This window comes from Pseudonocardia sp. Ae505_Ps2, assembly GCF_001932425.1.
Lineage (GTDB): Bacteria > Actinomycetota > Actinomycetes > Mycobacteriales > Pseudonocardiaceae > Pseudonocardia.
Genome location: NZ_MCIP01000001.1, coordinates 671,291 through 691,567, shown reverse-complemented (window position 1 = coordinate 691,567; position 20,277 = coordinate 671,291). Strand labels below are relative to the sequence as shown.

Genomic DNA, 20,277 nt, shown 5'->3' with positions numbered 1-20,277 from the left:
GAATGGCGAAGAAGGCGCTCATCAACAAGGCGAACGCGAAGCCGAAGTTCGCCGTGCGGGGTTACACCCGTTGCAACAAGTGCGGTCGGCCGCGTGCCGTGTTCCGCAAGTTCGGCCTCTGCCGCGTGTGCCTGCGAGACATGGCGCACGCCGGCGAGCTGCCGGGTGTGAGCAAGTCCAGCTGGTGATCCGACCGCCCCGCGTCCGCGGGGCAGCGGATCCGATCGCCGCAGGCCCGCATCGGCGCGGTGCCCCGCACAGGGGCACCGCGCCGGTACGAGGAACCACGGCGGGAAAGAGACATACACCATGACGATGACCGATCCGATCGCAGACATGTTGACCCGTCTGCGGAACGCGAACTCGGCCTACCACGACCGCGTCGTGATGCCCCACTCGAAGCTGAAGGTCGCCATTGCGGAGATCCTTCAGAAGGAGGGCTACATCACGGCACACCACACCGAGGACGCCGAGGTCGGCAAGTCCCTGGTCGTCGAGCTGAAGTACGGCCGCAACCGTGAGCGCAGCATCGCCGGTCTGCGCCGGGTCTCCAAGCCCGGTCTGCGTGTGTACGCGAAGTCGACGAATCTGCCGCGGGTCCTGGGTGGCCTCGGCATCGCGATCATCTCGACCTCTCGGGGTCTGATGACCGACCAGCAGGCCTACCGGAGCGGCGTGGGCGGGGAAGTCCTCGCCTACGTCTGGTGAGAGAGGGGTAACGAACGATGTCGCGCATCGGAAAGCTGCCCATCACCGTCCCGTCGGGCGTGGAGATCACCATCGACGGCCGCACGGTCACCGCGAAGGGCCCCAAGGGCACCCTCTCGCACACCGCTGTCGAGCCGATCACGATCGAGCGTGACGACGACGGCACGGTGCTGGTGAAGCGCCCGAACGAGGAGCGTGAGGTGCGGGCCTACCACGGCCTGACCCGCTCCCTCGTCAACAACATCGTGGTCGGCGTCAGCGCCGGCTACGAGAAGAAGCTGGAGATCCACGGCGTGGGTTACCGCGTGCAGCTGAAGGGCAAGAACCTCGAGTTCGCCCTGGGCTACTCGCACCCGGTCGTCATCGAGCCGGCGGAGGGCATCACCTTCGCGGTCGAGTCGCCGACCCGGTTCTCGGTCTCCGGCATCGACAAGCAGCTGGTCGGCGAGACCGCTGCCAACATCCGGAAGCTGCGCCGCCCCGACCCGTACAAGGGCAAGGGTGTGCGGTACGCCGGCGAGCAGGTCCGCCGCAAGGTCGGAAAGACGGGTAAGTGATGGCCGAGACGAACGAGACGGTGTCGGGTGCCGCCCGCCGCCGGATGGCGTCCCAGGTGGCGCGCAAGCGCCGCGACTCGCGCATCCGCCGGCACGCCCGGCTCCGGAAGAAGATCTCCGGGACGCCGGTGCGTCCGCGGCTGGCGGTCAACCGCTCCTCGCGGCACATCACCGTCCAGCTGATCGACGACCTGGCGGGCCACACGCTGGCCTTCGCGTCCTCGCTGGACGCCGAGGTGCGTGGCGTCGAGGGCGACAAGAAGGCCAAGGCTGCCAAGGTCGGCGAGCTCATCGCCGCTCGGGCCAAGGAAGCGGGCATCTCCGCGGTCGTGTTCGACCGCGGCGGGCTGGCCTACCACGGCCGGATCGCGGCCCTGGCCGACGCCGCCCGCGAGGGAGGCCTGGAGTTCTGATGAACGACCAGTCGAAGAAGAGCTGTGATACAGGAGGGACTGTCTGATGCCGGGACGTACGCGGCGTGACGGCGGAGCCCCGGGTGGCAGCGGTGGGAACGACAACCGCAACAACCGGGACCGCCGGGACGGTGGCCGTGGCGGGGCGGCCCAGGACAAGACCCCGTACATCGAGCGGCTGGTCACGATCAACCGCGTGGCCAAGGTCGTCAAGGGCGGCCGCCGGTTCAGCTTCACCGCGCTGATGATCGTCGGCGACGGTGACGGCCTGGTGGGCGTCGGTTACGGCAAGGCCAAGGAGGTGCCGGCCGCGATCGCCAAGGGCGTGGAGGAGGCGAAGAAGAACTTCTTCCGCGTCCCCCGCATCGGCGGCACGATCGTGCACCGTGTGCAGGGTGAGGCCGCCGCCGGCGTCGTCATGCTGCGCCCGGCCTCCCCGGGTACCGGTGTCATCGCCGGCGGCCCGGTCCGCGCGGTGCTGGAGTGCGCGGGGATCTCGGACATCCTGTCCAAGTCCCTCGGCTCCGACAACGCCATCAACATCGTGCACGCCACGGTGGCGGCGCTTCAGTCGGTGCAGCGTCCGGAGGAGGTCGCGGCCCGCCGCGGTCTGCCGCTGGAGGACGTCGCCCCGGCGAGCATGATGCGCCAGCGCGCCGAGGCCGACGCGGCGAAGGTGTGAGCGACATGGCCACGTGGAAGATCACCCAGGTGAAGAGCCGGATCGGGACCAAGCAGAACCAGCGCGACACGCTGCGTTCGCTCGGTCTGCGCAAGATCCGGCAGTCGGTGGTGCGTGAGGCGGACCCGCAGACCCGCGGTTACGTCCACACCGTGCGCCACCTCGTGACGGTGGAGGAGGTGCAGCCGTGAGCGAGAACGAGAACTCCGTGATCAAGCTGCACGACCTGCGGCCGGCCCCGGGCTCGAAGAAGGCGCGGACCCGTGTGGGTCGCGGTGAGGGCTCCAAGGGCAAGACCGCCGGTCGCGGTACCAAGGGCACCAAGGCCCGCAAGACGGTGTCCCCGCGCTTCGAGGGCGGGCAGATGCCGCTGCACATGCGGCTCCCGAAGCTCAAGGGCTTCAAGAACCGCTTCAAGGTCGAGTACCAGGTCGTGAACGTCGGCGAGCTGGCCGTCCTGTTCCCGCAGGGTGGCGAGGTCGGCCCGGCCGAGCTGGTCGAGGCGGGCGCGGTGCGCAAGAACCAGCTCGTGAAGGTCCTCGGCGAGGGCGAGCTCTCGGGCGTCGCCCTGACCGTGAAGGCCCACAAGTTCTCCGCGTCCGCGCGCGAGAAGATCTCGGCCGCGGGCGGCTCCGTCTCCGAGCTGTAGGCCCCACCGCACGTCCCCCGGCGCCGTCCGTGGCGCCGGGTCCACCCCAGGTGGACCCGGCCCGTGGGCGGCGCCGAGGCGTTTCCGGGCCGCTGTTACAGTCACGTCCGGACCGAGTGTCCACCGATTACCTGGCGCGCCTGGAGGCGCGCAGTCCCCGCCGGTACACACCGGCCCGGGTGTCCCGCGAGGCGCGGAACGCGCGTCGACCAACCCGGCCGACCCCTCAGGGGCCGGCGCAGGCGGTGTCGGGCCGCCGACGTCGTAGGAGGATCACCGAGTGCTCAGCGCAGTCCGGGCGGCCCTGACCACGCCGGATCTCCGCAAGAAGATCCTCTTCACGCTGGCGATCGTGGCGGTGTACCGGCTCGGGGCGAACATCCCCTCGCCGGGGGTGTCGTACCCCAACATCCAGGAATGTGTCCGTCAGGTCGAGGGCGGCGACAACGCCAGCGTCTACTCCCTGATCAACCTGTTCTCCGGCGGGGCACTGCTCCAGCTGTCGATCTTCGCGCTGGGCATCATGCCCTACATCACCGCGAGCATCATCGTGCAGCTGTTGCAGGTCGTCATCCCGCGGTTCGAGCAGTTGAAGAAGGAAGGCCAGTCCGGCCAGGCCAAGCTCACGCAGTACACGCGGTATCTGACGATCGGCATCGCCGTGCTGCAGGCCACCGGCTTCGTGGCGCTGGCCGAGCGCGGTCAGCTGTTCCAGGGCTGTGCGCTGCCGATCATCCCGGACTCGTCGGTCTTCACCCTGATCGTCATCGTGATCGTGATGGTCGCCGGGACGACGGTGGTGATGTGGCTGGGCGAGCAGGTCACCGAGCGCGGCATCGGCAACGGCATGTCGCTGCTCATCTTCGCCTCGATCGCGCACCGCATCCCCGCCGAGGGCCGGCTGATCCTGGAGAACTCGGGCGGTCTGGTCTTCGCCGGTGTCTGCGTCTTCGGCCTCGCGATCATCGCCAGCGTCGTGTTCGTGGAGAACGGCCAGCGCCGGATCCCGGTGCAGTACGCCAAGCGCATGGTCGGCCGGCGCATGTACGGCGGCACATCGACCTACCTGCCGCTGAAGGTCAACCAGGCCGGCGTCGTGCCGGTGATCTTCGGTAGCTCGCTGCTCTACCTGCCCGACCTGGTCGCCCGGCTCGCCGGGAACGACGGCGGCTGGTTCCAGCAGTTCGTGCAGACCTATCTCGTCGATCAGTCCAATCCCGTGCACATCGTGTTGTACGTAGCACTGATCATCTTCTTCACGTACTTCTACGTCGGCATCACGTTCAACCCCGACGAGCGCGCCGAGGACATGAAGAAGTACGGCGGGTTCATCCCGGGCATCCGCCCGGGCCGGCCCACCGCGGAGTACCTGAACTTCGTGCTCAGCCGCATCACGCTGCCGGGATCGTTGTACCTCGGTGTCATCGCGGTGCTCCCGAACTTCTTCCTCGGGATCACCGGCAGCGGCCAGAACCAGAACTTCCCGTTCGGCGGCACGGCCGTGCTGATCATGGTCACCGTGGGCCTCGACACCCTGAAGCAGATCGAGAGCCAGCTCATGCAGCGTAACTACGAAGGTTTCCTGCGTTAGGCTCGCCGCAACGTGGCCGAGCGGGAACCCCGGTGCGGGGCCCCGGCCCCGATCGTGGTGCCTCGGGCATCGTGTGTCGGCGAGGACGCCGGCGCCATGGACGACAAGACTTCAGGAGGTCGGGTTCTCGTGCGACTCGTTCTGGTGGGACCGCCCGGTGCCGGCAAGGGGACCCAGGCTGAGCAGATGGCCAAGCGGCTCGACGTCCCGCACATCTCGACCGGGGACCTGTTCCGGGCGAACCTGCGGGACGAGACCGAGCTCGGTCGTGAGGCGAAGCGCTACATGGACGCCGGGGACCTCGTCCCCGACGAGGTGACCGTCGGGATGGTGCGCGACCGGCTCGGCGACGCCGACACCGCGAACGGCTTCATCCTCGACGGCTTCCCGCGCAACGTGGCGCAGGCGGACTCCCTGGAGAAGATCCTGTCCGAGAAGGGGCTGGAGCTCGACGCCGTCGTCCAGTTCGACGTCGACGACGAGGTCGTGGTCCAGCGGCTGCTCGGCCGCGGCCGCAGCGACGACAACGAGGACACCATCCGCAACCGGCAGCGGGTCTACCGCGAGGAGACCGCTCCGCTGCTGGACCACTACCGTGACCGGCTGGTCACGATCGACGCCGTCGGCGAGATCGACGAGATCACCGACCGGGTCTTCTCGGCGCTGCAGAACCGCAACGACGGCTGAGGACCCGGAGGGGTGCCGGAACCGGCACCACGACGGGAACCGAGGGAAGAGCACATGAACGGTCGCGGCGGCATCCGAGGGGCGATCGCCCGTTACCGGGGTCGGGACATCGAGCTCAAGACCCACGGGCAGCTCGAGGCGATGCGGGTGGCGGGCGCGCTGGTCGCGGCCACGCTGGCCGCGGTCACCGAGCACGCGAAGCCCGGTGTGAGCACGGCGGAGCTCGACGCGCTGGCCGAACAGACGATCCGCGACGGCAACGGCGTCCCCTCGTTCCTCGGCTACCACGGCTTCCCGGCGAGCATCTGCGCCTCGGTGAACGAGCAGATCGTCCACGGGATCCCGTCGCCGAAGCAGGTGCTCGCCGACGGTGACCTCATCTCGGTGGACTGCGGTGCGATCGTCGACGGCTGGCACGGCGACTCCGCCGTGACCATCGCCGTCGGCGACGTCGCACCCGCCGACCTGGCGCTGTCGGCCGCCTGCCGCGGCGCCATGGACGCCGGCATCCTCGCCGTCCGCGACGGGGCCCGGCTGACCGACGTCTCCTACGCCATCCAGGAGGCGTGCCGGGCCGCCGCCGAGGCCGACCGCGCCGACTACGGGATCGTCGCCGAGTACGGCGGCCACGGCATCGGGACCTCGATGCACATGGACCCGTTCCTGCCCAACCACGGCGAGCCGGGCAAGGGCCCGCGGCTGCGCCCCGGCATGGCCCTCGCCGTCGAGCCGATGCTCGTCGCGGGGGATCCGGACACCCTGGAGCTGGAGGACGGCTGGACGGTCGTCACCGCGGCCGGCGGCCGCGCCGTGCACTGGGAGCACACCGTCGCCGTCACCGAGGACGGGCCGTGGCTGCTGACCGCGCCCGCCGGCGCACCGGACCGCCCCGGCGCCTGAGCGCCGTCCCACCGGTGCCCGACGCGCTCCGCGCGGGTACTGGTCCGTGACCGGGCCGGTCCGTTACCGTCGGCGGCCCGGACGTCTACCACGCCGGTCACCCCCGCCTGCGCCGGTCTCGCACGGCCTCCGTACACTGGACCTTCGGCGCGTCGTGTGACGTCCGCTCCGTGTGCTCCGTGTACCCCACAGTGTTCCCGGTCCGGCTCCGTCCGCGCGCGCCGAACCGGTCGTCGGCACCGCTGTCGATCGGGGCAACCGACACCTGTCACGGATAGCGGAGGACATGGCCAAGAAGGACGGGGCGATCGAGGTCGAGGGCCGGGTCGTCGAACCCCTGCCGAACGCGATGTTCCGGGTGGAGCTGGAGAACGGCCACCGGGTGCTCGCACACATCAGCGGGAAGATGCGCCAGCACTACATCCGGATCCTTCCGGAGGACCGGGTGGTCGTCGAGCTGTCGCCCTACGACCTGAGCCGCGGCCGCATCGTCTACCGCTACAAGTGACGACCAGCTCCACCACGGTCGGTCGCGAGACCCACAAGAACGACACACAGAGGCAGACGACGTGAAGGTCAAGCCGAGCGTCAAGAAGATCTGCGACAAGTGCCAGGTGATCCGCCGTCACGGCCGGATCATCGTGATCTGCTCGAACCTGCGCCACAAGCAGCGCCAGGGCTGAGCAGAGCGGTACCGGTCGCGATCCTCTGATCGCGCAGCAGAAGCCCCCGATGCACCTGCCGGGCCACACGGGCCCGGTAGCACCCCCGGAACCAGGCCGGGGCCCGTTCAGCTCAGCGGCGGAACGGGACGGGCATCGGGAAGACCTGGGACGACAAACAAGGAGACAACGCCGCATGGCACGTGTTGCCGGCGTCGACCTCCCCCGCGAAAAGCGGTTGGAGATCGCGCTCACCTACATCTTCGGGGTCGGACGGACCCGGTCCAAGGAGATCCTCGAGGCCACGGCGCTGAGCCCCGACCTCCGGTCGAAGGACCTGACCGACGAGGACGTCAGCAAGCTCCGCGAGTACATCGAGGCGAACCTGCAGGTCGAGGGTGACCTGCGCCGTGAGATCCAGGCGGACATCCGCCGGAAGATCGAGATCGGTTCGTACCAGGGCATCCGTCACCGTCGCGGCCTTCCGGTCCGCGGTCAGCGCACGAAGACCAACGCGCGCGGCCGCAAGGGCCCGAAGAAGACCGTCGCCGGTAAGAAGAAGGCAGGTAAGAAGTAATGCCGCCCCGCGCACGTCAGGGTGCCGGACCCAAGAAGGTCCGCCGTCGCGAGAAGAAGAACGTCGCGCACGGTCACGCCCACATCAAGTCCACGTTCAACAACACGATCGTGTCGATCACCGACCCGACCGGTGCCGTCATCGCCTGGGCCTCGTCCGGGCACGTCGGCCTCAAGGGGTCGCGCAAGTCGACGCCGTTCGCCGCGCAGCTGGCCGCCGAGAACGCCGCCCGCAAGGCGATGGACCACGGCATGAAGAAGTGCGACGTCTTCGTCAAGGGCCCGGGTTCGGGCCGCGAGACGGCGATCCGCTCGCTGCAGGCAGCCGGCCTCGAGGTCGGCACCATTTCCGACGTGACCCCGCAGCCGCACAACGGCTGCCGCCCGCCCAAGCGGCGCCGGGTCTAGGGGAAGGGAGAACCACCATGGCTCGTTACACCGGCCCCATGACCCGCAAGTCCCGCCGACTGAAGACCGACCTCGTCGGCGGCGACCAGGCGTTCGAGCGTCGTCCTTACCCGCCCGGCCAGCACGGCCGGATCCGGATCAAGGAGACCGAGTACCTCCTGCAGCTGCAGGAGAAGCAGAAGGCCCGCTTCGGCTACGGCCTGCAGGAGAAGCAGCTCCGCGCCTACTACGAGGAGGCGCACCGCCGGGAGGGCAAGACCGGCGACGAGCTGCTGCAGATCCTCGAGTCGCGCCTCGACAACGTCGTGTACCGCGCGGGCCTCGCCCGCACCCGGCGCATGGCGCGTCAGCTGGTGAACCACGGCCACTTCCTGGTCAACGGGAAGAAGGTCGACATCCCCAGCTACCGGGTGTCGCGCTACGACATCATCGATGTCCGGGACAAGTCGCGGAACACCGACCCGTTCGTCATCGCCAAGGAGACCCAGGGCGACCGCCCGGTCCCGGCGTGGCTGCAGGTCGTCCCGTCGACCCTGCGGATCCTCGTCCACCAGCTGCCCGAGCGCGCTCAGATCGACACCCAGGTCACCGAGCAGCTCATCGTCGAGTTCTACTCGAAGTAGCTCGACACGCCGCCGCCCCGCAGGGAGGGGCGGCGGTTCCTCTGCGACATCAAATAGCGGTTGTCGCAGGTGCGAAGGAGGCACACACCCATGCTGATCTCTCAGCGACCCTCACTGTCCGAGGACGTCGTCACCGAGACCCGGTCGCGGTTCGTCATCGAGCCGCTCGAGCCGGGCTTCGGCTACACCCTCGGGAACTCCCTGCGCCGGACGCTGCTGTCGTCGATCCCCGGCGCCGCCGTCACGTCCATCCGGATCGACGGCGTCCTGCACGAGTTCACCACCGTGCCGGGGGTCAAGGAGGACGTCACCGACATCATCCTCAACCTCAAGGAGCTCGTCGTGAGCTCCGAGGAGGACGAGCCGGTGACGATGTACCTGCGCAAGCAGGGTCCGGGTGCGGTCACCGCGGGGGACATCGTCCCGCCCGCCGGTGTCACCGTGCACAACCCGGACCTGCACATCGCCTCGCTCAACGACAAGGGCCGGCTCGAGGTCGAGCTCGTCGTCGAGCGCGGCCGCGGGTACGTCCCGGCGATGCAGAACAAGGCCACCGGTGCCGAGATCGGCCGGATCCCGGTCGACTCGATCTACTCCCCGGTGCTGAAGGTGACCTACAAGGTCGAGGCCACGCGAGTCGAGCAGCGCACCGACTTCGACAAGCTCATCCTCGACGTCGAGTCGAAGCCGTCCATCACCCCGCGGGACGCGCTGGCCTCGGCCGGCAAGACCCTGGTCGAGCTGTTCGGCCTGGCCCGCGAGCTGAACGTGGACGCCGAAGGCATCGAGATCGGCCCCTCCCCGCAGGAGGCGGACACCATCGCGGCGTTCGCGATGCCGATCGAGGAGCTGGACCTCACGGTCCGGTCCTACAACTGCCTCAAGCGCGAGGGCATCCACACGGTCGGCGAGCTCGTCGGCCGCAGCGAGGCGGACCTGCTCGACATCCGCAACTTCGGCGCCAAGTCGATCGACGAGGTCAAGATGAAGCTCGTCGGCCTCGGCCTGGCCCTCAAGGACAGCCCGCCCGGGTTCGACCCGTCGGCGGCGGCGAGCGACTACGGCGTCGACGGTGGGAGCGGGTTCGACCCGGACACCTTCGGTGACGACGGTCAGGACTACGCAGAAACGGAGCAGTTGTAGCCATGCCCCAGCCCACCAAGGGTGCCCGCCTCGGCGGGTCACCCGCGCACCAGCGGCTGATCCTGGCCAACCTGGCGACCTCGCTGTTCGAACACGGCCGGATCACCACCACCGAGGCCAAGGCCCGGCGGCTGCGTCCGTACGCGGAGCGGCTGATCACCAAGGCCAAGGCCGGCGACCTGCACAACCGGCGCGAGATCATGAAGGTGATCCGCGACAAGTCGGTCGTGCACCGCCTCGTCACCGAGATCGGCCCGTTCTTCGCGGACCGCAACGGTGGCTACACCCGGATCACCAAGACGATGCCGCGCAAGGGCGACAACGCCCCGATGGCGGTCATCGAGCTGGTCCAGCAGAAGACGGTGACCGACGAGGCCAACCGTGCCCGTCGCGCGGCCGCCTCGCAGGAAGCCCCGGCTGCGGCCGAGGTGACCGAGGAGAAGATCGAGCAGGCGCAGGCCGACTCGACCGCGGCCGCCGAGGAGCTGAAGGCGTCCGAGACGTCCGAGGCGCCCTACGGCGAGGGCTCGCACGCCCCGCTGGAGGACCCGGCCGAGGCTCCCGAGGGCTTCGAGATCAAGGGCAACGAGGACTCGAAGCTCTACCACGTCCCCGGCTCGGCGTTCTACGACCGCACCGTGGCCGAGGTCTGGTTCGCCACCGAGGAGGCCGCCGAGGCGGCCGGCTTCGCGAAGCCGGCGTCCCAGCAGGGTTCCGACTCCTGATCGGTCCGCACCACTCCGATGAGCCCGCCGTCACCGACGGCGGGCTCATCGGCGTTTCCGGTGTTCCGGGTCCGGGCACCGTGCGGCTGCGACTCGACGTCGCCTACGACGGCACCGACTTCTCCGGGTGGGCGCAGCAGCCGACCCGGCGCACCGTGCAGGGCGTGCTCACCGAGGCACTGTCGACCGTGCTGCGCACCCCGCTGCGGCTCACCGTCGCCGGACGTACCGACGCCGGAGTGCACGCCTCAGGGCAGGTCTGTCACGTCGACCTCCCGGCGACCCTCGCCCCGCAGATCGACGGTCTGCTCCGGCGGCTGAACCGGCTGCTGCCGCCGGACGTGCGGGTGCACGACCTCGGGCAGGTGCCCGACACCTTCGACGCCCGCTTCTCCGCGCTGCGCCGCCACTACCGCTACCGGGTCACCACGGCCCCGTTCGGTGCCGAGCCGCTGCGGGCGCGGGAGACCGTCGCCTGGCCGTACCCATTGGACCCGGAGCCGATGAACGCCGCCTCAGCGCTGCTGCTGGGCGAGCACGACTTCGCCGCGTTCTGCAAGCGCCGCGAGGGCGCGACGACCGTGCGCGCGCTGCAGCGCTTCGACTGGTCGCCCGCGCCGGGTGAGCCGGGTGTGCTCGTCGCGGCGGTCTCGGCGGACGCGTTCTGCCACTCGATGGTCCGCAGCCTGGTCGGCGCGGTGTTCGAGGTCGGCCGTGGTCGCAGGCCCGTCGACTGGCCCGCGGGGCTGCTGCGCCGCGAGGTGCGCGCCTCCGAGGTGACCGTCGCGCCGCCGCACGGCCTGTCGCTGACCGGCGTCGACTACCCCGCCGACGACGAGCTCGCCGCCCGCGCCGAGCGGACCCGGCGGATCCGGGTGCCGGGCGAGGGCTGAGCAGGCCCCGTCGCGACCGGCCCGGATGCGCGGACGGGGGCGAGCGGCCTCAGTCGATCGGCCGCACCCACGCCGGGTGCGGCGGCCCGGCGACGCGGTGGGTCCGGCGGGCGTCGAGCGCCAGGGCCACGCCCAGCCACACCAGCGACACCGACCAGCCGAGCAGGGCCAGCGAGCCGAGGACGTACAGCGGCTCGGTCGGCCCGGCGGACAGCCCGGCGGACTCGAGCAGCACCGACAGCGGGGCGCGCTCGGAGTCCTCGCTGTCGCCGAAGTCGGGCATCAGCAGCCCGCCGGCGAGCAGGAATCCGGCGCAGGCGAGGAACGGGGCGGTCACCGCAGGGGTGAGCACGCGGCGTCGGATCACGGTCAGCGACAGGACCGTCGGCACCGTCAGCAGGGCCGGACCCACCAGGGTCATGATCAGGATGATGAGGAACCAGCCCGGCGCGGTGAACCGCAGGGCCACGAAGGCCAGGAGGGCGCCGGCCTGCAGGGCCACGTTCAGGTTCGTCCGCATGCCGACGATCGTGGCGGACCGGGTCCGCCGGCGGAATCCGCAGGACTACCGACCGGACGGCCCAACCCGTGTCAACAGTCGGTTACCGAGGTTCCGTCCCGGGTGTCCCGGGAGTCAGAGTGACCCGATGACCACCGAGAACACCGTCGGCGTGGCCGCGGACCGTGGGTACGGCGACCGTATCGTCGCCGTCGAACCGGGCTCCACCGAGCCCGTACCGGACTCCGAGCGGCACGGCAGGCCGCGCCAGCTGTTCTGGACGTGGACCTCGCCGAACCTGGAGTTCGCGACGATCTTCGTCGGCGTGCTGTCGGTGACGGCGTTCGGGCAGACGGTGCCGGCGGCGATCGCGGCGATCGTCGTCGGGAACCTGCTCGCCGCGATCGCCCACGGGATCCTGTCCGCCCGCGGACCGGCCGCCGGGGTGCCGCAGATGGTGCTGGGGCGGCTCGCCTTCGGTCACCGCGGCAACGCGTTGCCCGCCGCCCTGATGACGATCACCTCGGGCTTCGGCTGGTTCGCGGTGAACAGCGTCAGCGCCGCGTTCGCGCTGTCGGCGATCACCGGCGGCGGGACGGTCGCGTGGCTGGTGGCGGTGGTCGTCGTCCAGGTCGCCGTCGCGTTCTTCGGGCACAACCTGGTGCAGGCCTTCGAGCGGCTCGCGTTCCCGCTGCTCGCGCTCGTGCTCGGGGTCGGGGCGGTGCTGGTGCTCCTCGGGTCGGACCCGGGGGCGGCCGCGTCGCCGGACGGGGTGGGCGGGGTCGGCGGGTTCCTGCTGACCGTCGGCGCCGTCGTCGGGTACTCGGCGGGCTGGAGCCCGTACGCCGCCGACTACTCCCGCTACCTGCCGCGCTCGGTGTCGGCGCGGGCCACCGGTCTCGCCGCGGGCGGCGGCCTGTTCCTGTCCACCACGGTGTTCATGTCCGTCGGCGCGGCGTCGGTCGGGGCGGCGACCGCGGCCGGGCTCGACTCGGACAACCCCGTCGCGAACTACACCGGCCTGCTGCCCGGCTGGCTGGCCGTGCTGACCCTGGTCGCCATCGCGGTCGGGGCGGTCGCGGCGAACGTCCTCAACGTCTACTCGGGGGCGATGGCGTTCCTCGCCCTCGGCATCGACGTGCCGCTGGCGCGGGCGCGGGCCGTCGTCGCGCTGGCGTTCGGGGCGGTCGGGTTCGTGATCGCGCTGGTCGCGCTCGGCGACGCCGCGGCCGGGTACGAGGCGTTCCTGCTGGTCGTCGTGTACTGGGTCGGGCCGTGGCTCGGCGTGGTGCTCACCGACCAGTGGCTGCGCCCGACCGACCCCGATCTGCTCTACGACCGAACGTACCGCAACCACGCGGGCCCGATCGCGCTCGGCGTCGGCGTCGTCGTGTCGGTGCTGTTGTTCGCCAACCAGGAGCTGTTCACCGGGCTGGTGCCGCGATTGCTGCCCGGGATCGGCGACGTGACCTTCCTGGTCGGGCTGGTGCTCTCGGCCGGGCTCTACGCGCTGCTGGTGCGCCGCACCGCCGTCGCGACGCCCGGGGGGACGCGGTGACCGAGCTCATCCCGACCGTGGACCTGGCCGCGCCGGACCCGGCCGCGGTGGACATCGCGTTGCAACGCGCCGGGTTCCTGCAGGTCGTCGGGCACGGCGTGCCGGACGCCGCGGCGCAGGCGGTGCGGGCCGCGGCGCGCGAGTTCTTCGCGCTGCCCGAGCCGGTCAAGCACGGCTACGCGGTCGGCGTCGGCGGGCGGGGGTGGCTGCCCCCCGGTGTCGAGGCCAACGACCGCGTCGAGGGCGGCGACTCCCCGCCCGACCTCAAGGAGTCCTTCGCGGTGGGCCCCTTCGCGCCGACCGGTGACCCGGACGTCGACGCGGTGTGGTTCCCACCGAACGTCTGGCCGGAGCAGGTCCCGGCGCTGCGGGAGGCGGTGACCGCATACTGCACGGCGATGACCCGCGTTGCGGGCGCGCTGCTGGAGCTGTGCGCGGGAGCCCTCGGGCAGGAGCCGTCGACGCTGCGCGACCTCGCGACCCACCCGACGTGGACGTTCAACATCAACCGCTACCCGCCGATGACCGAGACAGGCACACCGCTGCCCGGTCAGTTCCGGATCGGCCCGCACACCGACTTCGGCACCGTCACCCTGCTCGACCGGGAGCCCGGGGCGGGCGGGCTGCAGGTCGACGTCGAGGGACACGGCTGGACCGCCGCGCCGTACACCCCGGGTGCGCTGACGGTGAACGTCGGCGACCTGCTCGCGCACTGGACCGGGCACCGCTGGCGGGCCGGGCGGCACCGGGTGCTGCCGCCGCAGACCCACGCCCCGACCGAGGACCTGGTGTCGCTGGTGTTCTTCTTCGAGCTGGACCACGACGCCGTCGTCACGCCGCTGGCACCGCCGCTCGGGCGCACGGCGCTGGAGCCGGTGGTGTCCGCGCCGTTCCTGCGCGAACGCCTCGACGCGATCTCGGTATAGGTTCGCGCGCATGGATCCGAGCTGGCTGGACGTCGCGGTGGAACAGGCCAGGGCCGGGCTGGCCTCGGGCGGCATCCCGATCGGCGCCGCACTCGTCGGACCGGACGGGGAGGTGCTCGGGCGCGGTCACAACCGTCGCGTGCAGGACGGCGACCCGACGGTGCACGGCGAGACCGCGGCGTTCCGCGACGCGGGCCGCCGCCGCGACTACCGGTCCACGACGATGGTCACCACGCTCTCGCCCTGCTGGTACTGCTCGGGGCTGATCCGGCAGTTCGGCATCGGCGCGGTGCTCGTGGGGGAGGCCCGGACCTTCCACGGCGGCCACGACTGGCTGGCCGAGCACGGGGTGCGCGTGCAGGTGCTCGACGACGCGCGTTGCGTGGACATGATGACCGCGTTCGTCGCCGAGCGCCCCGACCTGTGGAACGAGGACATCGGCGTCGCGGAGTAGCGCTCAGCCCGCCGTGAGCGGGACGTCCGGGTCGAGCTCGATCGCGACCTCGCGCAGCGCCGCGTCGAGCACCGACCAGACCCATCGGGCGAGGTGCTCGGCGAGCTCGTCGAGCGGCAGTGGGTCCGTCGAGGAGAGCCAGCGCTCGGTCGCCCCGTCGACCAGTCCGACCGCGCCCGCGGCCAGCGGCGCCGCGACGGTCGCGGGCAGCCCGGGGTAGCCCCCGGTCAGCAGGCCGGTCATCCGGTCGGCGATGCGGTGCCGGATGTCGGTGACGGCCGTCGTGACCCCGGCGGCGCGCAGCACGTAGCGGTAGAGCTCGGTGTGCGCGGCCAGCCACCGCACGTGCGCCGCGATGGCGGCGACGAGCATCTCCCGCGGCGTCCCGCGCGGGCTCCACACCGGTGCGAGCGCCTCGGAGTAGAGGCCCAGCGCGGCCTCGGCGATCGCGCCCTGCAGGTCCTCCAGGCCGTCGAAGTGCCGGTACAGCGCGGGCCGGGGGACCCCGGCACGACCGGCGATCTGCTCGGTCGTGGCCTCCGGTCCGTGCTCGGCGATCGCGGCCATCGCGGCCTCGACGACCTCGGCCCGCCGGGCCGCCCGCTGCCCGGCCCAGCGGCGGGCGCGGCCGTCGCCGGGGGTCACGGATCGGTTCACCCGGCCATCATCCCGCTCCTGGTTGACACCGCGCCCGGCGCCACCCATGATCGGCCAGTAAGGGGTACGCGCTGTACGGGATACTTTCTGTACCAGATGCGACCCGCTCGTCGACGACGACCGGAGGACCGACGTGACCGAGACGGCGACCAATGACGGAACCGGCGCACGTCCGCGCAGGCTGACCGGCGGCGACGTCGGCATCCCGCCGCGCCACCTGGACTTCCGGCTGCCCGAGCAGATGGCCCGCTGGGCCTACGCCGACAACGCGACCGCGACGCTGTTCCTCGCGATGCTCTCGGCGATCTTCCCGCCGGGGGAGGACTTCTTCGTCCGCTCGGTGATCCACTTCCGGGACCGGGTGACCGAGCCCGAGCTGCGCGCCAGGGTCGCCGGGTTCACCGCGCAGGAGGTCATCCACAGCCGCGAGCACGACCGGCTCAACGAGGCGTTCCGCTCCCGTGGTTTCCCGGTGCACGTGCCGGAGGCCGCGGTCGCGCTCGCCCTGAAGGTCCTCGACCGCACATCCCCGCGTCAGCAGCTCGCCTGCACCGCGCTGATGGAGCACTTCACCGCGGTCATGGCTGAGGACATCCTCGGCAGCGACGAGTTCGCCGAGCGGGTGCACGCCGACATCCGCGAGCTGTGGCACTGGCATGCGCTCGAGGAGCTCGAGCACAAGTCCGTGACCTGGGACGTCTACGAGCTCATCGGCACCGACGGCCCCGAGCGCGGCCGGGCCGCACCGCTGGTCGCCGCCACCGTGCTGCCCGCGGTCGTGTTCGGGTGGGTGTACCTGCTCGTGCAGCAGGGCGTCTGGCGACGGCCGCGGGACCTGCGCGAGGGCTACCGCCTGCTGTTCGGCCGCGGCCAGTTCCTGCGCCGCGTGCTGGGCCGGATGCCCGTCTTCGGACACCCGCGCTTCCACCCCGACCGGCACGACACCCGCGAGCTGGAGCAGCGCTGGCGCGACACCCTCTTCGGCGAGGACGGCGCCCTGGCCGAGCAGCTGCGCCGTCCCCTCCGCGAGGCCTGACCCGGCTCCACGGCCGCAGCACCGGCCCGGGCCGCGCGCAGCGGTCAGGTGGCGTACTTCTACGCAGCGTCCGTGGATCGGGTCCGGTCGGGCCGCGGCGGTCCTACCGTCCGTGCGGTGCGCACCGATCCCGCCCCCGCGCGCGTGCAGCGCGCCCCGGCGACCCGCGACCAGGTCGACGCCCACCGCTTCGGTGTGCGCCGGATGGAGGCCGCCCTGGTGCGCGCGGACCCGGTGCCGCGGCACGAACAGATCCGGTCCCAGCATCGCGCGGTGTTCGCCGGAGTGCTGGTCGGGCTGCTCGCGCTCGGGGTGGCGGCGTTGCTGGCCCGGGTCGACCCGGCCACCGACTGGCGTTCCCGGGCGCTGGTGCAGGGGGAGCGCAGCGGTGTGCTCTACGCCGTGGTCCGTGCCCCCGACCGGTCCGAGCTGCTCGTGCCGGTGCCCGACCCGGTCGCCGGACGGCTGGTCCTGGCCGCGCACGGACGCGACGACGGCGCCACCGCCGTGCCCGTCCCGGTGCCCGACGGCGCGCTGGCCGCGGCGCCGCGCACCGCACCCGCCGCGGTGCCCGGCACCGTCGGCGTCCCGCTCGACGGGGTCCCGGTCCCGCCCGCGTGGGCGGTCTGCGACACCCGCGGTGAGGGCACCGGCGCCGGCGCCGGCACCACGACCGTGCTGGCGGGGTCGCTCGGCCCCGCCCCGGCCGGTCCGGAACCGGTCGTCCTGCTGACCGCCGAGGGCAGCGTCACCTACCTCGTCCACGACGGCGCCCGGCACCGGCTCGACCCGGCCGACCGGAACGCCCTCGACGGCCTCGGCCTGCTCGGCGCCCCCGTCCGCCGGGTCGGCGACGGCCTGCTCTCCGCGATCCCGGAGGGCGCGCCGCTGCGGGTGCCCACGCCGGAGCCGACCCCCGTCGCGGGGCTGGGGCGGAGCGGGGAGGTCGTGCGCAGCCAGTCCCTCGGCGCCGGGTCGACGTACTTCCTGGTGGTCGACGGCGGGCTCGCCCGTATCCCGGTCACCCTCGCCGACGCCGTCCGCTCCCGGACCGGGCAGGCCGAGCCGGCGACGCTGCCGCCCGGCCTGGTCGACGACGTCCCGCAGACCCGGGTGCCCGGTGCCGAGGCCTGGCCCGCCGCCCGGGCCGAGCTGACCGACGTGACCGAGGTGCCGCCGGTGCTGTGCGGGACCTGGCGGGAGGGGCGGCGCGCACTCGTCGCGGGGACCGAGGAGCCGGTCGCGCCCGGCGCGGTCCGGGTGCGCCTGGCCGGTGCCGACGACGCCGGGCCCGCCCTCGACACCGTGGTGCTGCCGGTGACCGGTCCGGGGCCGCTGCGGACCGGGCCCGCCGACACCGGCGACGGCGACGGCGGGACGCGCCTGCTGCTCGCCGCCTCCGGCGCGGTGCACGGCGTCGCGGACGCCGAGACCGGGCGGGCGCTGGGGATCGGGGTGGCGGGGGACGCCCCGGCGGAGATGGTGCGGCTGCTGCCGCGGGCGGGCGTGCTGAGCGTCGCGGCGGCGAGGGAGGTGGCGGACCTGCCGGGCTGACGGTGCGCCGCCGCGCACGGGTCGGCCTCACACGGGTCGGCCTCACACGGGTCGGCCTCACACGGGTCGGCCTCACACGGGTCGGCCTCACACGGGTCGGCCTCACACGGGTCGGCCTCACACGGGTCGGCCTCACACGGGTCGGCCTCACACGGGTCGGCCTCACACGGGTCGGCCTCACACGGGTCGGCCTCACACGGGTCGGCCTCACACGGGTCGGCCCCACACGGGTCGGCCCCACAGGGGGTCGGCTGCGCACGGGGGCGGCGGCGACACCGGCGGGCTGCGGGCGGCTGCTGGGCGAGCGGCTGTGCAGGGCAAGGAGTGCCGGAGGTCGGAGGTCAGGGGCGCCTGGGGCGGCGCCGCAGCCCCGCCAGCGCCGCGACGAGCGCCCCGCCGACCGCCGCGACCGCCCCGACCCCGGCCACCGCCGGCAGGTCCGGCGGCGGGGTTGTCGCGAGCGGCAGCGGCGCCCGGCCCGCCCCGGGTGAGCCGGCGCGGTCGCCGGGACCGGCGGGACCGTCCGGGGTCAGGAGCAGCGGCTCGGCGGTCAGCGCGGCCCCGGGGTCGAGCACGCCGTGGCCGGTGCGGCCGTCGCCCGCGCTGGGGCGGGCCGTGGCACGCAACCGGTCGGCGACCTGGCGCGGGGTGAGCATCGGGAACCGCTCGCGCAGCAGCGCCGCGGTCCCCGCGACCAGCGGTGCCGAGTACGACGTCCCGCGGACCACCGCGCCGTCCGGTCCGGACGGGCGGGGCAGGTCCTGGCCCGGGGCGGCGAGGTCCACCCAGGGGCCGGGCACGGAGAAGTCACCGGGGACGTCGTCGCCGTCGACCGCCCCGACGGCGAGGACCGAGTCGTAGGACGCGGGCAGCGGCCGCAGGTCCGGGTCGCCGGTGCAGGTGCCCGCCTCGTCGATGTTCCCGGCGGCGGCGACGACCAGCACCCCGGCCCGCTCGGCGTCGTCGACGGCCTCGCGCAGTGCGCCCCCCGCGGAGTCGACCTGCGCGGACGGCACGCACACCACCTCGGACACGTTGACGACGCTCGCACCGAGTGCGACGGCCCGGTCGATCGCCGCGGCCAGGGTGCGGATCTCGCCGGCGGGTCGCTCGGTGCCGTCGGTGCCGCGTACGGCGAACCGCCCCGAGGACTGGCGCAGCGACAGGATCCGCGCGCCGGGCGCCATGCCCGCGCCGAGCCCGGTGACCGGGTCGGCGGCCCCGGCGAGGAGCAGCGCGACGTCGGAGCCGTGGCCGTCGCAGTCGGTGAGACCGTCGCCGCCGGTGAGGTAGTCCCCGCCGCCGACGAGCCGTCCGGCCAGCCGGGGCAGCGGCGCGACCCCGGTGTCGACGACGGCGACGAGCTGCCCCGCGCCGGTCGCGAGCCCCGGTGGCGGCTGCGGGACCGCACCGCGGGCGGCGCCCGGGCCGTCGTCGCCGGGCGGGGTGCAGGCGCGGGTCTGCCGCAACCCGTCGGCCGGTCCCGGCGGCCCGGGCTCGGCGGCCGCGACGGCAGGCCTCGTCCGCACCCCTCCGCCTGCTCCCGCACCTGCTGCGCGGGGTGCGGCGACCCCACAGGGGGTGCGGACGGCGCAGGACATGGCGGGGGCGACGGCGGCGGGAACGGGTGACGGGGGCGGGGTGGGCAGCGCGAGGACCGACGCGGCCAGCAGCGGCACCGCCAGCAGCGGCGCGATCCGCGGTGCTGCCGTCGGTGGGGCGGCAGCGGGGTGCCGGACGGGCCCGGTCACAGGGTGCGGACCAGGGAGAACAGGCCCATCGCGGCCAGCGCGGCGGGCACCGCGGCGGCGGTGAGGACGAGCTCGCACACGTCGAGCGCCCGGCGGGCCGGCGGCGACGGCGTCGCCCGCGCCGCGGCGGCCCCCAGTCCGACGGCGAGCAGCAGCCCCGCCGCCACGGCGAGGCGCGGCGCGGGCTCCAGCGCGAGCGCTGCCGGGACGGCGGCGGTGGCGACCGCGACCACCGCGGACCCGGTCAGGATGCGGGCCGGCGCGGGCTCGACGAGCGCACGGGCCCGCAGGAGCAGCACCGCCGCCGTCACCACCAGCAGCAGACCACCGGTCCAGCCCCCCGTCGCGGCGACGGCGCCCGCCCCGGCGGCGACGACCGCGGTGCCGGCCAGCGTCCCGGTGTGCAGCCCGCGGGCCAGCCCGGCCCGGGCGGTCAGCTCCGCGCCGGGCAGCACCTGCTCGGCGCCCGCGACGGAGTCGGCGTCGGTCGGGACCGCCGGGGCCGGGATCCCGGCCAGGCGCAGCGCCAGCCGCGGCAGCAGCGGCCCGGCGGCGAGCGCCGGGGCCGCGAGACCGGCGGCGACGGCCGTCACCGGGGCCTCCAGCAGCAGCCGGGCCAGCGCCG

The 20,277-nt window shown here is 72.9% G+C and carries 25 protein-coding genes and 2 pseudogenes; 23 read left to right on the top strand and 4 right to left on the bottom strand.

Features of this window, described 5'->3' with window-relative positions; translation table 11 throughout:
• The first annotated feature begins 2 nt into the window (after positions 1–2).
• From Ae505Ps2_RS03070 to truA, 18 genes and pseudogenes are all read left to right on the top strand, one after another.
• Positions 3–188: a type Z 30S ribosomal protein S14 gene (locus Ae505Ps2_RS03070; RefSeq protein WP_020622927.1), complete on the top strand. Its 186-nt coding sequence runs from the start codon at positions 3–5 to the stop codon at positions 186–188.
• A gap of 121 nt (positions 189–309) precedes the next feature.
• Positions 310–708 (top strand): 30S ribosomal protein S8, encoded by a 399-nt coding sequence (gene rpsH / locus Ae505Ps2_RS03065; protein ID WP_075310156.1) that lies wholly within the window; start codon positions 310–312, stop codon positions 706–708.
• A 17-nt stretch (positions 709–725) separates the two neighbouring features.
• Entirely contained in the window at positions 726–1,265 is a 540-nt protein-coding gene (gene rplF, locus Ae505Ps2_RS03060) for a 50S ribosomal protein L6 (protein WP_020622925.1), read from the top strand.
• Complete coding sequence (rplR, locus tag Ae505Ps2_RS03055) at positions 1,265–1,678, top strand: 50S ribosomal protein L18 (RefSeq protein ID WP_020622924.1); 414 nt, start codon at positions 1,265–1,267, stop codon at positions 1,676–1,678. The genes rplF and rplR overlap by 1 nt, the downstream gene beginning before the upstream one ends.
• 46 nt (positions 1,679–1,724) lie before the next feature.
• The gene (rpsE, locus tag Ae505Ps2_RS03050; RefSeq protein WP_020622923.1) at positions 1,725–2,360 is read left to right on the top strand and encodes a 30S ribosomal protein S5; all 636 of its coding nucleotides are present in this window, start codon (positions 1,725–1,727) and stop codon (positions 2,358–2,360) included.
• 5 nt (positions 2,361–2,365) lie between these two features.
• Positions 2,366–2,551, top strand: a complete 186-nt coding sequence (gene rpmD, locus Ae505Ps2_RS03045) for a 50S ribosomal protein L30 (protein WP_020622922.1) — start codon at positions 2,366–2,368, stop codon at positions 2,549–2,551.
• Positions 2,548–3,009, top strand: a complete 462-nt coding sequence (rplO, locus tag Ae505Ps2_RS03040) for a 50S ribosomal protein L15 (protein ID WP_020622921.1) — start codon at positions 2,548–2,550, stop codon at positions 3,007–3,009. Before rpmD ends, rplO begins: the two co-directional genes overlap by 4 nt.
• A 280-nt stretch (positions 3,010–3,289) precedes the next feature.
• The gene (gene secY, locus Ae505Ps2_RS03035; protein WP_075310158.1) at positions 3,290–4,600 is read left to right on the top strand and encodes a preprotein translocase subunit SecY; all 1,311 of its coding nucleotides are present in this window, start codon (positions 3,290–3,292) and stop codon (positions 4,598–4,600) included.
• 129 nt (positions 4,601–4,729) lie between these two features.
• A complete protein-coding gene (locus tag Ae505Ps2_RS03030; protein WP_043277190.1) occupies positions 4,730–5,287 on the top strand; it encodes an adenylate kinase in 558 nt (185 codons plus the stop codon).
• 54 nt (positions 5,288–5,341) lie between these two features.
• Positions 5,342–6,187: a type I methionyl aminopeptidase gene (gene map, locus Ae505Ps2_RS03025; RefSeq protein ID WP_020622918.1), complete on the top strand. Its 846-nt coding sequence runs from the start codon at positions 5,342–5,344 to the stop codon at positions 6,185–6,187.
• Positions 6,188–6,473: 286 nt separating this feature from the next.
• Positions 6,474–6,695: a translation initiation factor IF-1 gene (infA, locus tag Ae505Ps2_RS03020; RefSeq protein ID WP_010228514.1), complete on the top strand. Its 222-nt coding sequence runs from the start codon at positions 6,474–6,476 to the stop codon at positions 6,693–6,695.
• 61 nt (positions 6,696–6,756) lie between these two features.
• Entirely contained in the window at positions 6,757–6,870 is a 114-nt protein-coding gene (gene rpmJ / locus Ae505Ps2_RS03015; protein ID WP_020622917.1) for a 50S ribosomal protein L36, read from the top strand.
• 175 nt (positions 6,871–7,045) lie between these two features.
• Positions 7,046–7,426 (top strand): 30S ribosomal protein S13, encoded by a 381-nt coding sequence (rpsM, locus tag Ae505Ps2_RS03010; protein WP_020622916.1) that lies wholly within the window; start codon positions 7,046–7,048, stop codon positions 7,424–7,426.
• Positions 7,426–7,833 carry a 30S ribosomal protein S11 gene (gene rpsK, locus Ae505Ps2_RS03005; protein ID WP_020622915.1) on the top strand — a complete coding sequence of 136 codons (408 nt, stop codon included), beginning with the start codon at positions 7,426–7,428 and terminating at the stop codon, positions 7,831–7,833. Before rpsM ends, rpsK begins: the two co-directional genes overlap by 1 nt.
• 17 nt (positions 7,834–7,850) lie before the next feature.
• Positions 7,851–8,456 carry a 30S ribosomal protein S4 gene (rpsD, locus tag Ae505Ps2_RS03000; RefSeq protein ID WP_043277188.1) on the top strand — a complete coding sequence of 202 codons (606 nt, stop codon included), beginning with the start codon at positions 7,851–7,853 and terminating at the stop codon, positions 8,454–8,456.
• A gap of 90 nt (positions 8,457–8,546) precedes the next feature.
• A complete protein-coding gene (locus Ae505Ps2_RS02995) occupies positions 8,547–9,599 on the top strand; it encodes a DNA-directed RNA polymerase subunit alpha (protein WP_020622913.1) in 1,053 nt (350 codons plus the stop codon).
• A 2-nt stretch (positions 9,600–9,601) separates the two neighbouring features.
• Positions 9,602–10,111: pseudogene (rplQ, locus tag Ae505Ps2_RS02990) on the top strand (50S ribosomal protein L17); the annotation flags it as partial.
• 299 nt (positions 10,112–10,410) lie between these two features.
• Complete coding sequence (truA, locus tag Ae505Ps2_RS02985; RefSeq protein ID WP_198932341.1) at positions 10,411–11,217, top strand: tRNA pseudouridine(38-40) synthase TruA; 807 nt, start codon at positions 10,411–10,413, stop codon at positions 11,215–11,217.
• A 49-nt stretch (positions 11,218–11,266) separates the two neighbouring features.
• On the opposite strand, the gene Ae505Ps2_RS02980 is transcribed toward truA, so the two are convergent.
• Positions 11,267–11,737 carry a hypothetical protein gene (locus tag Ae505Ps2_RS02980; RefSeq protein ID WP_020622910.1) on the bottom strand — a complete coding sequence of 157 codons (471 nt, stop codon included), beginning with the start codon at positions 11,735–11,737 and terminating at the stop codon, positions 11,267–11,269.
• 127 nt (positions 11,738–11,864) lie between these two features.
• On the opposite strand from Ae505Ps2_RS02980, the gene Ae505Ps2_RS02975 reads away from it, so the two are divergent.
• The 3 genes from Ae505Ps2_RS02975 to Ae505Ps2_RS02965 are packed head-to-tail and all read left to right on the top strand — an operon-like array spanning position 11,865 to position 14,654.
• Positions 11,865–13,274 (top strand): cytosine permease, encoded by a 1,410-nt coding sequence (locus Ae505Ps2_RS02975; protein ID WP_020622909.1) that lies wholly within the window; start codon positions 11,865–11,867, stop codon positions 13,272–13,274.
• Positions 13,271–14,200 (top strand): 2-oxoglutarate and iron-dependent oxygenase domain-containing protein, encoded by a 930-nt coding sequence (locus Ae505Ps2_RS02970; RefSeq protein ID WP_075553394.1) that lies wholly within the window; start codon positions 13,271–13,273, stop codon positions 14,198–14,200. Before Ae505Ps2_RS02975 ends, Ae505Ps2_RS02970 begins: the two co-directional genes overlap by 4 nt.
• A gap of 10 nt (positions 14,201–14,210) precedes the next feature.
• Positions 14,211–14,654, top strand: a complete 444-nt coding sequence (locus Ae505Ps2_RS02965; protein WP_060710562.1) for a nucleoside deaminase — start codon at positions 14,211–14,213, stop codon at positions 14,652–14,654.
• Between the two features lie 3 nt (positions 14,655–14,657).
• On the opposite strand, the gene Ae505Ps2_RS02960 is transcribed toward Ae505Ps2_RS02965, so the two are convergent.
• Positions 14,658–15,311: a TetR/AcrR family transcriptional regulator gene (locus Ae505Ps2_RS02960; RefSeq protein WP_233147665.1), complete on the bottom strand. Its 654-nt coding sequence runs from the start codon at positions 15,309–15,311 to the stop codon at positions 14,658–14,660.
• Between the two features lie 133 nt (positions 15,312–15,444).
• Between Ae505Ps2_RS02960 and Ae505Ps2_RS02955 the strand changes: the two genes are divergently transcribed.
• Both Ae505Ps2_RS02955 and eccB read left to right on the top strand, forming a co-directional pair.
• Entirely contained in the window at positions 15,445–16,347 is a 903-nt protein-coding gene (locus tag Ae505Ps2_RS02955; RefSeq protein ID WP_020622830.1) for a metal-dependent hydrolase, read from the top strand.
• Between the two features lie 117 nt (positions 16,348–16,464).
• On the top strand, positions 16,465–17,901 hold the full coding sequence (gene eccB, locus Ae505Ps2_RS02950) for a type VII secretion protein EccB (protein WP_075553393.1): 1,437 nt from the start codon (positions 16,465–16,467) through the stop codon (positions 17,899–17,901).
• A gap of 341 nt (positions 17,902–18,242) precedes the next feature.
• Here eccB and mycP read toward each other — a convergent pair whose 3' ends face one another.
• Positions 18,243–19,652, bottom strand: a complete 1,410-nt coding sequence (gene mycP, locus Ae505Ps2_RS02945) for a type VII secretion-associated serine protease mycosin (protein WP_075310164.1) — start codon at positions 19,650–19,652, stop codon at positions 18,243–18,245.
• Positions 19,649–20,277 (bottom strand): annotated as a pseudogene (locus Ae505Ps2_RS32415) (hypothetical protein); the annotation flags it as partial. The pseudogene Ae505Ps2_RS32415 and the gene mycP, both read right to left, overlap by 4 nt.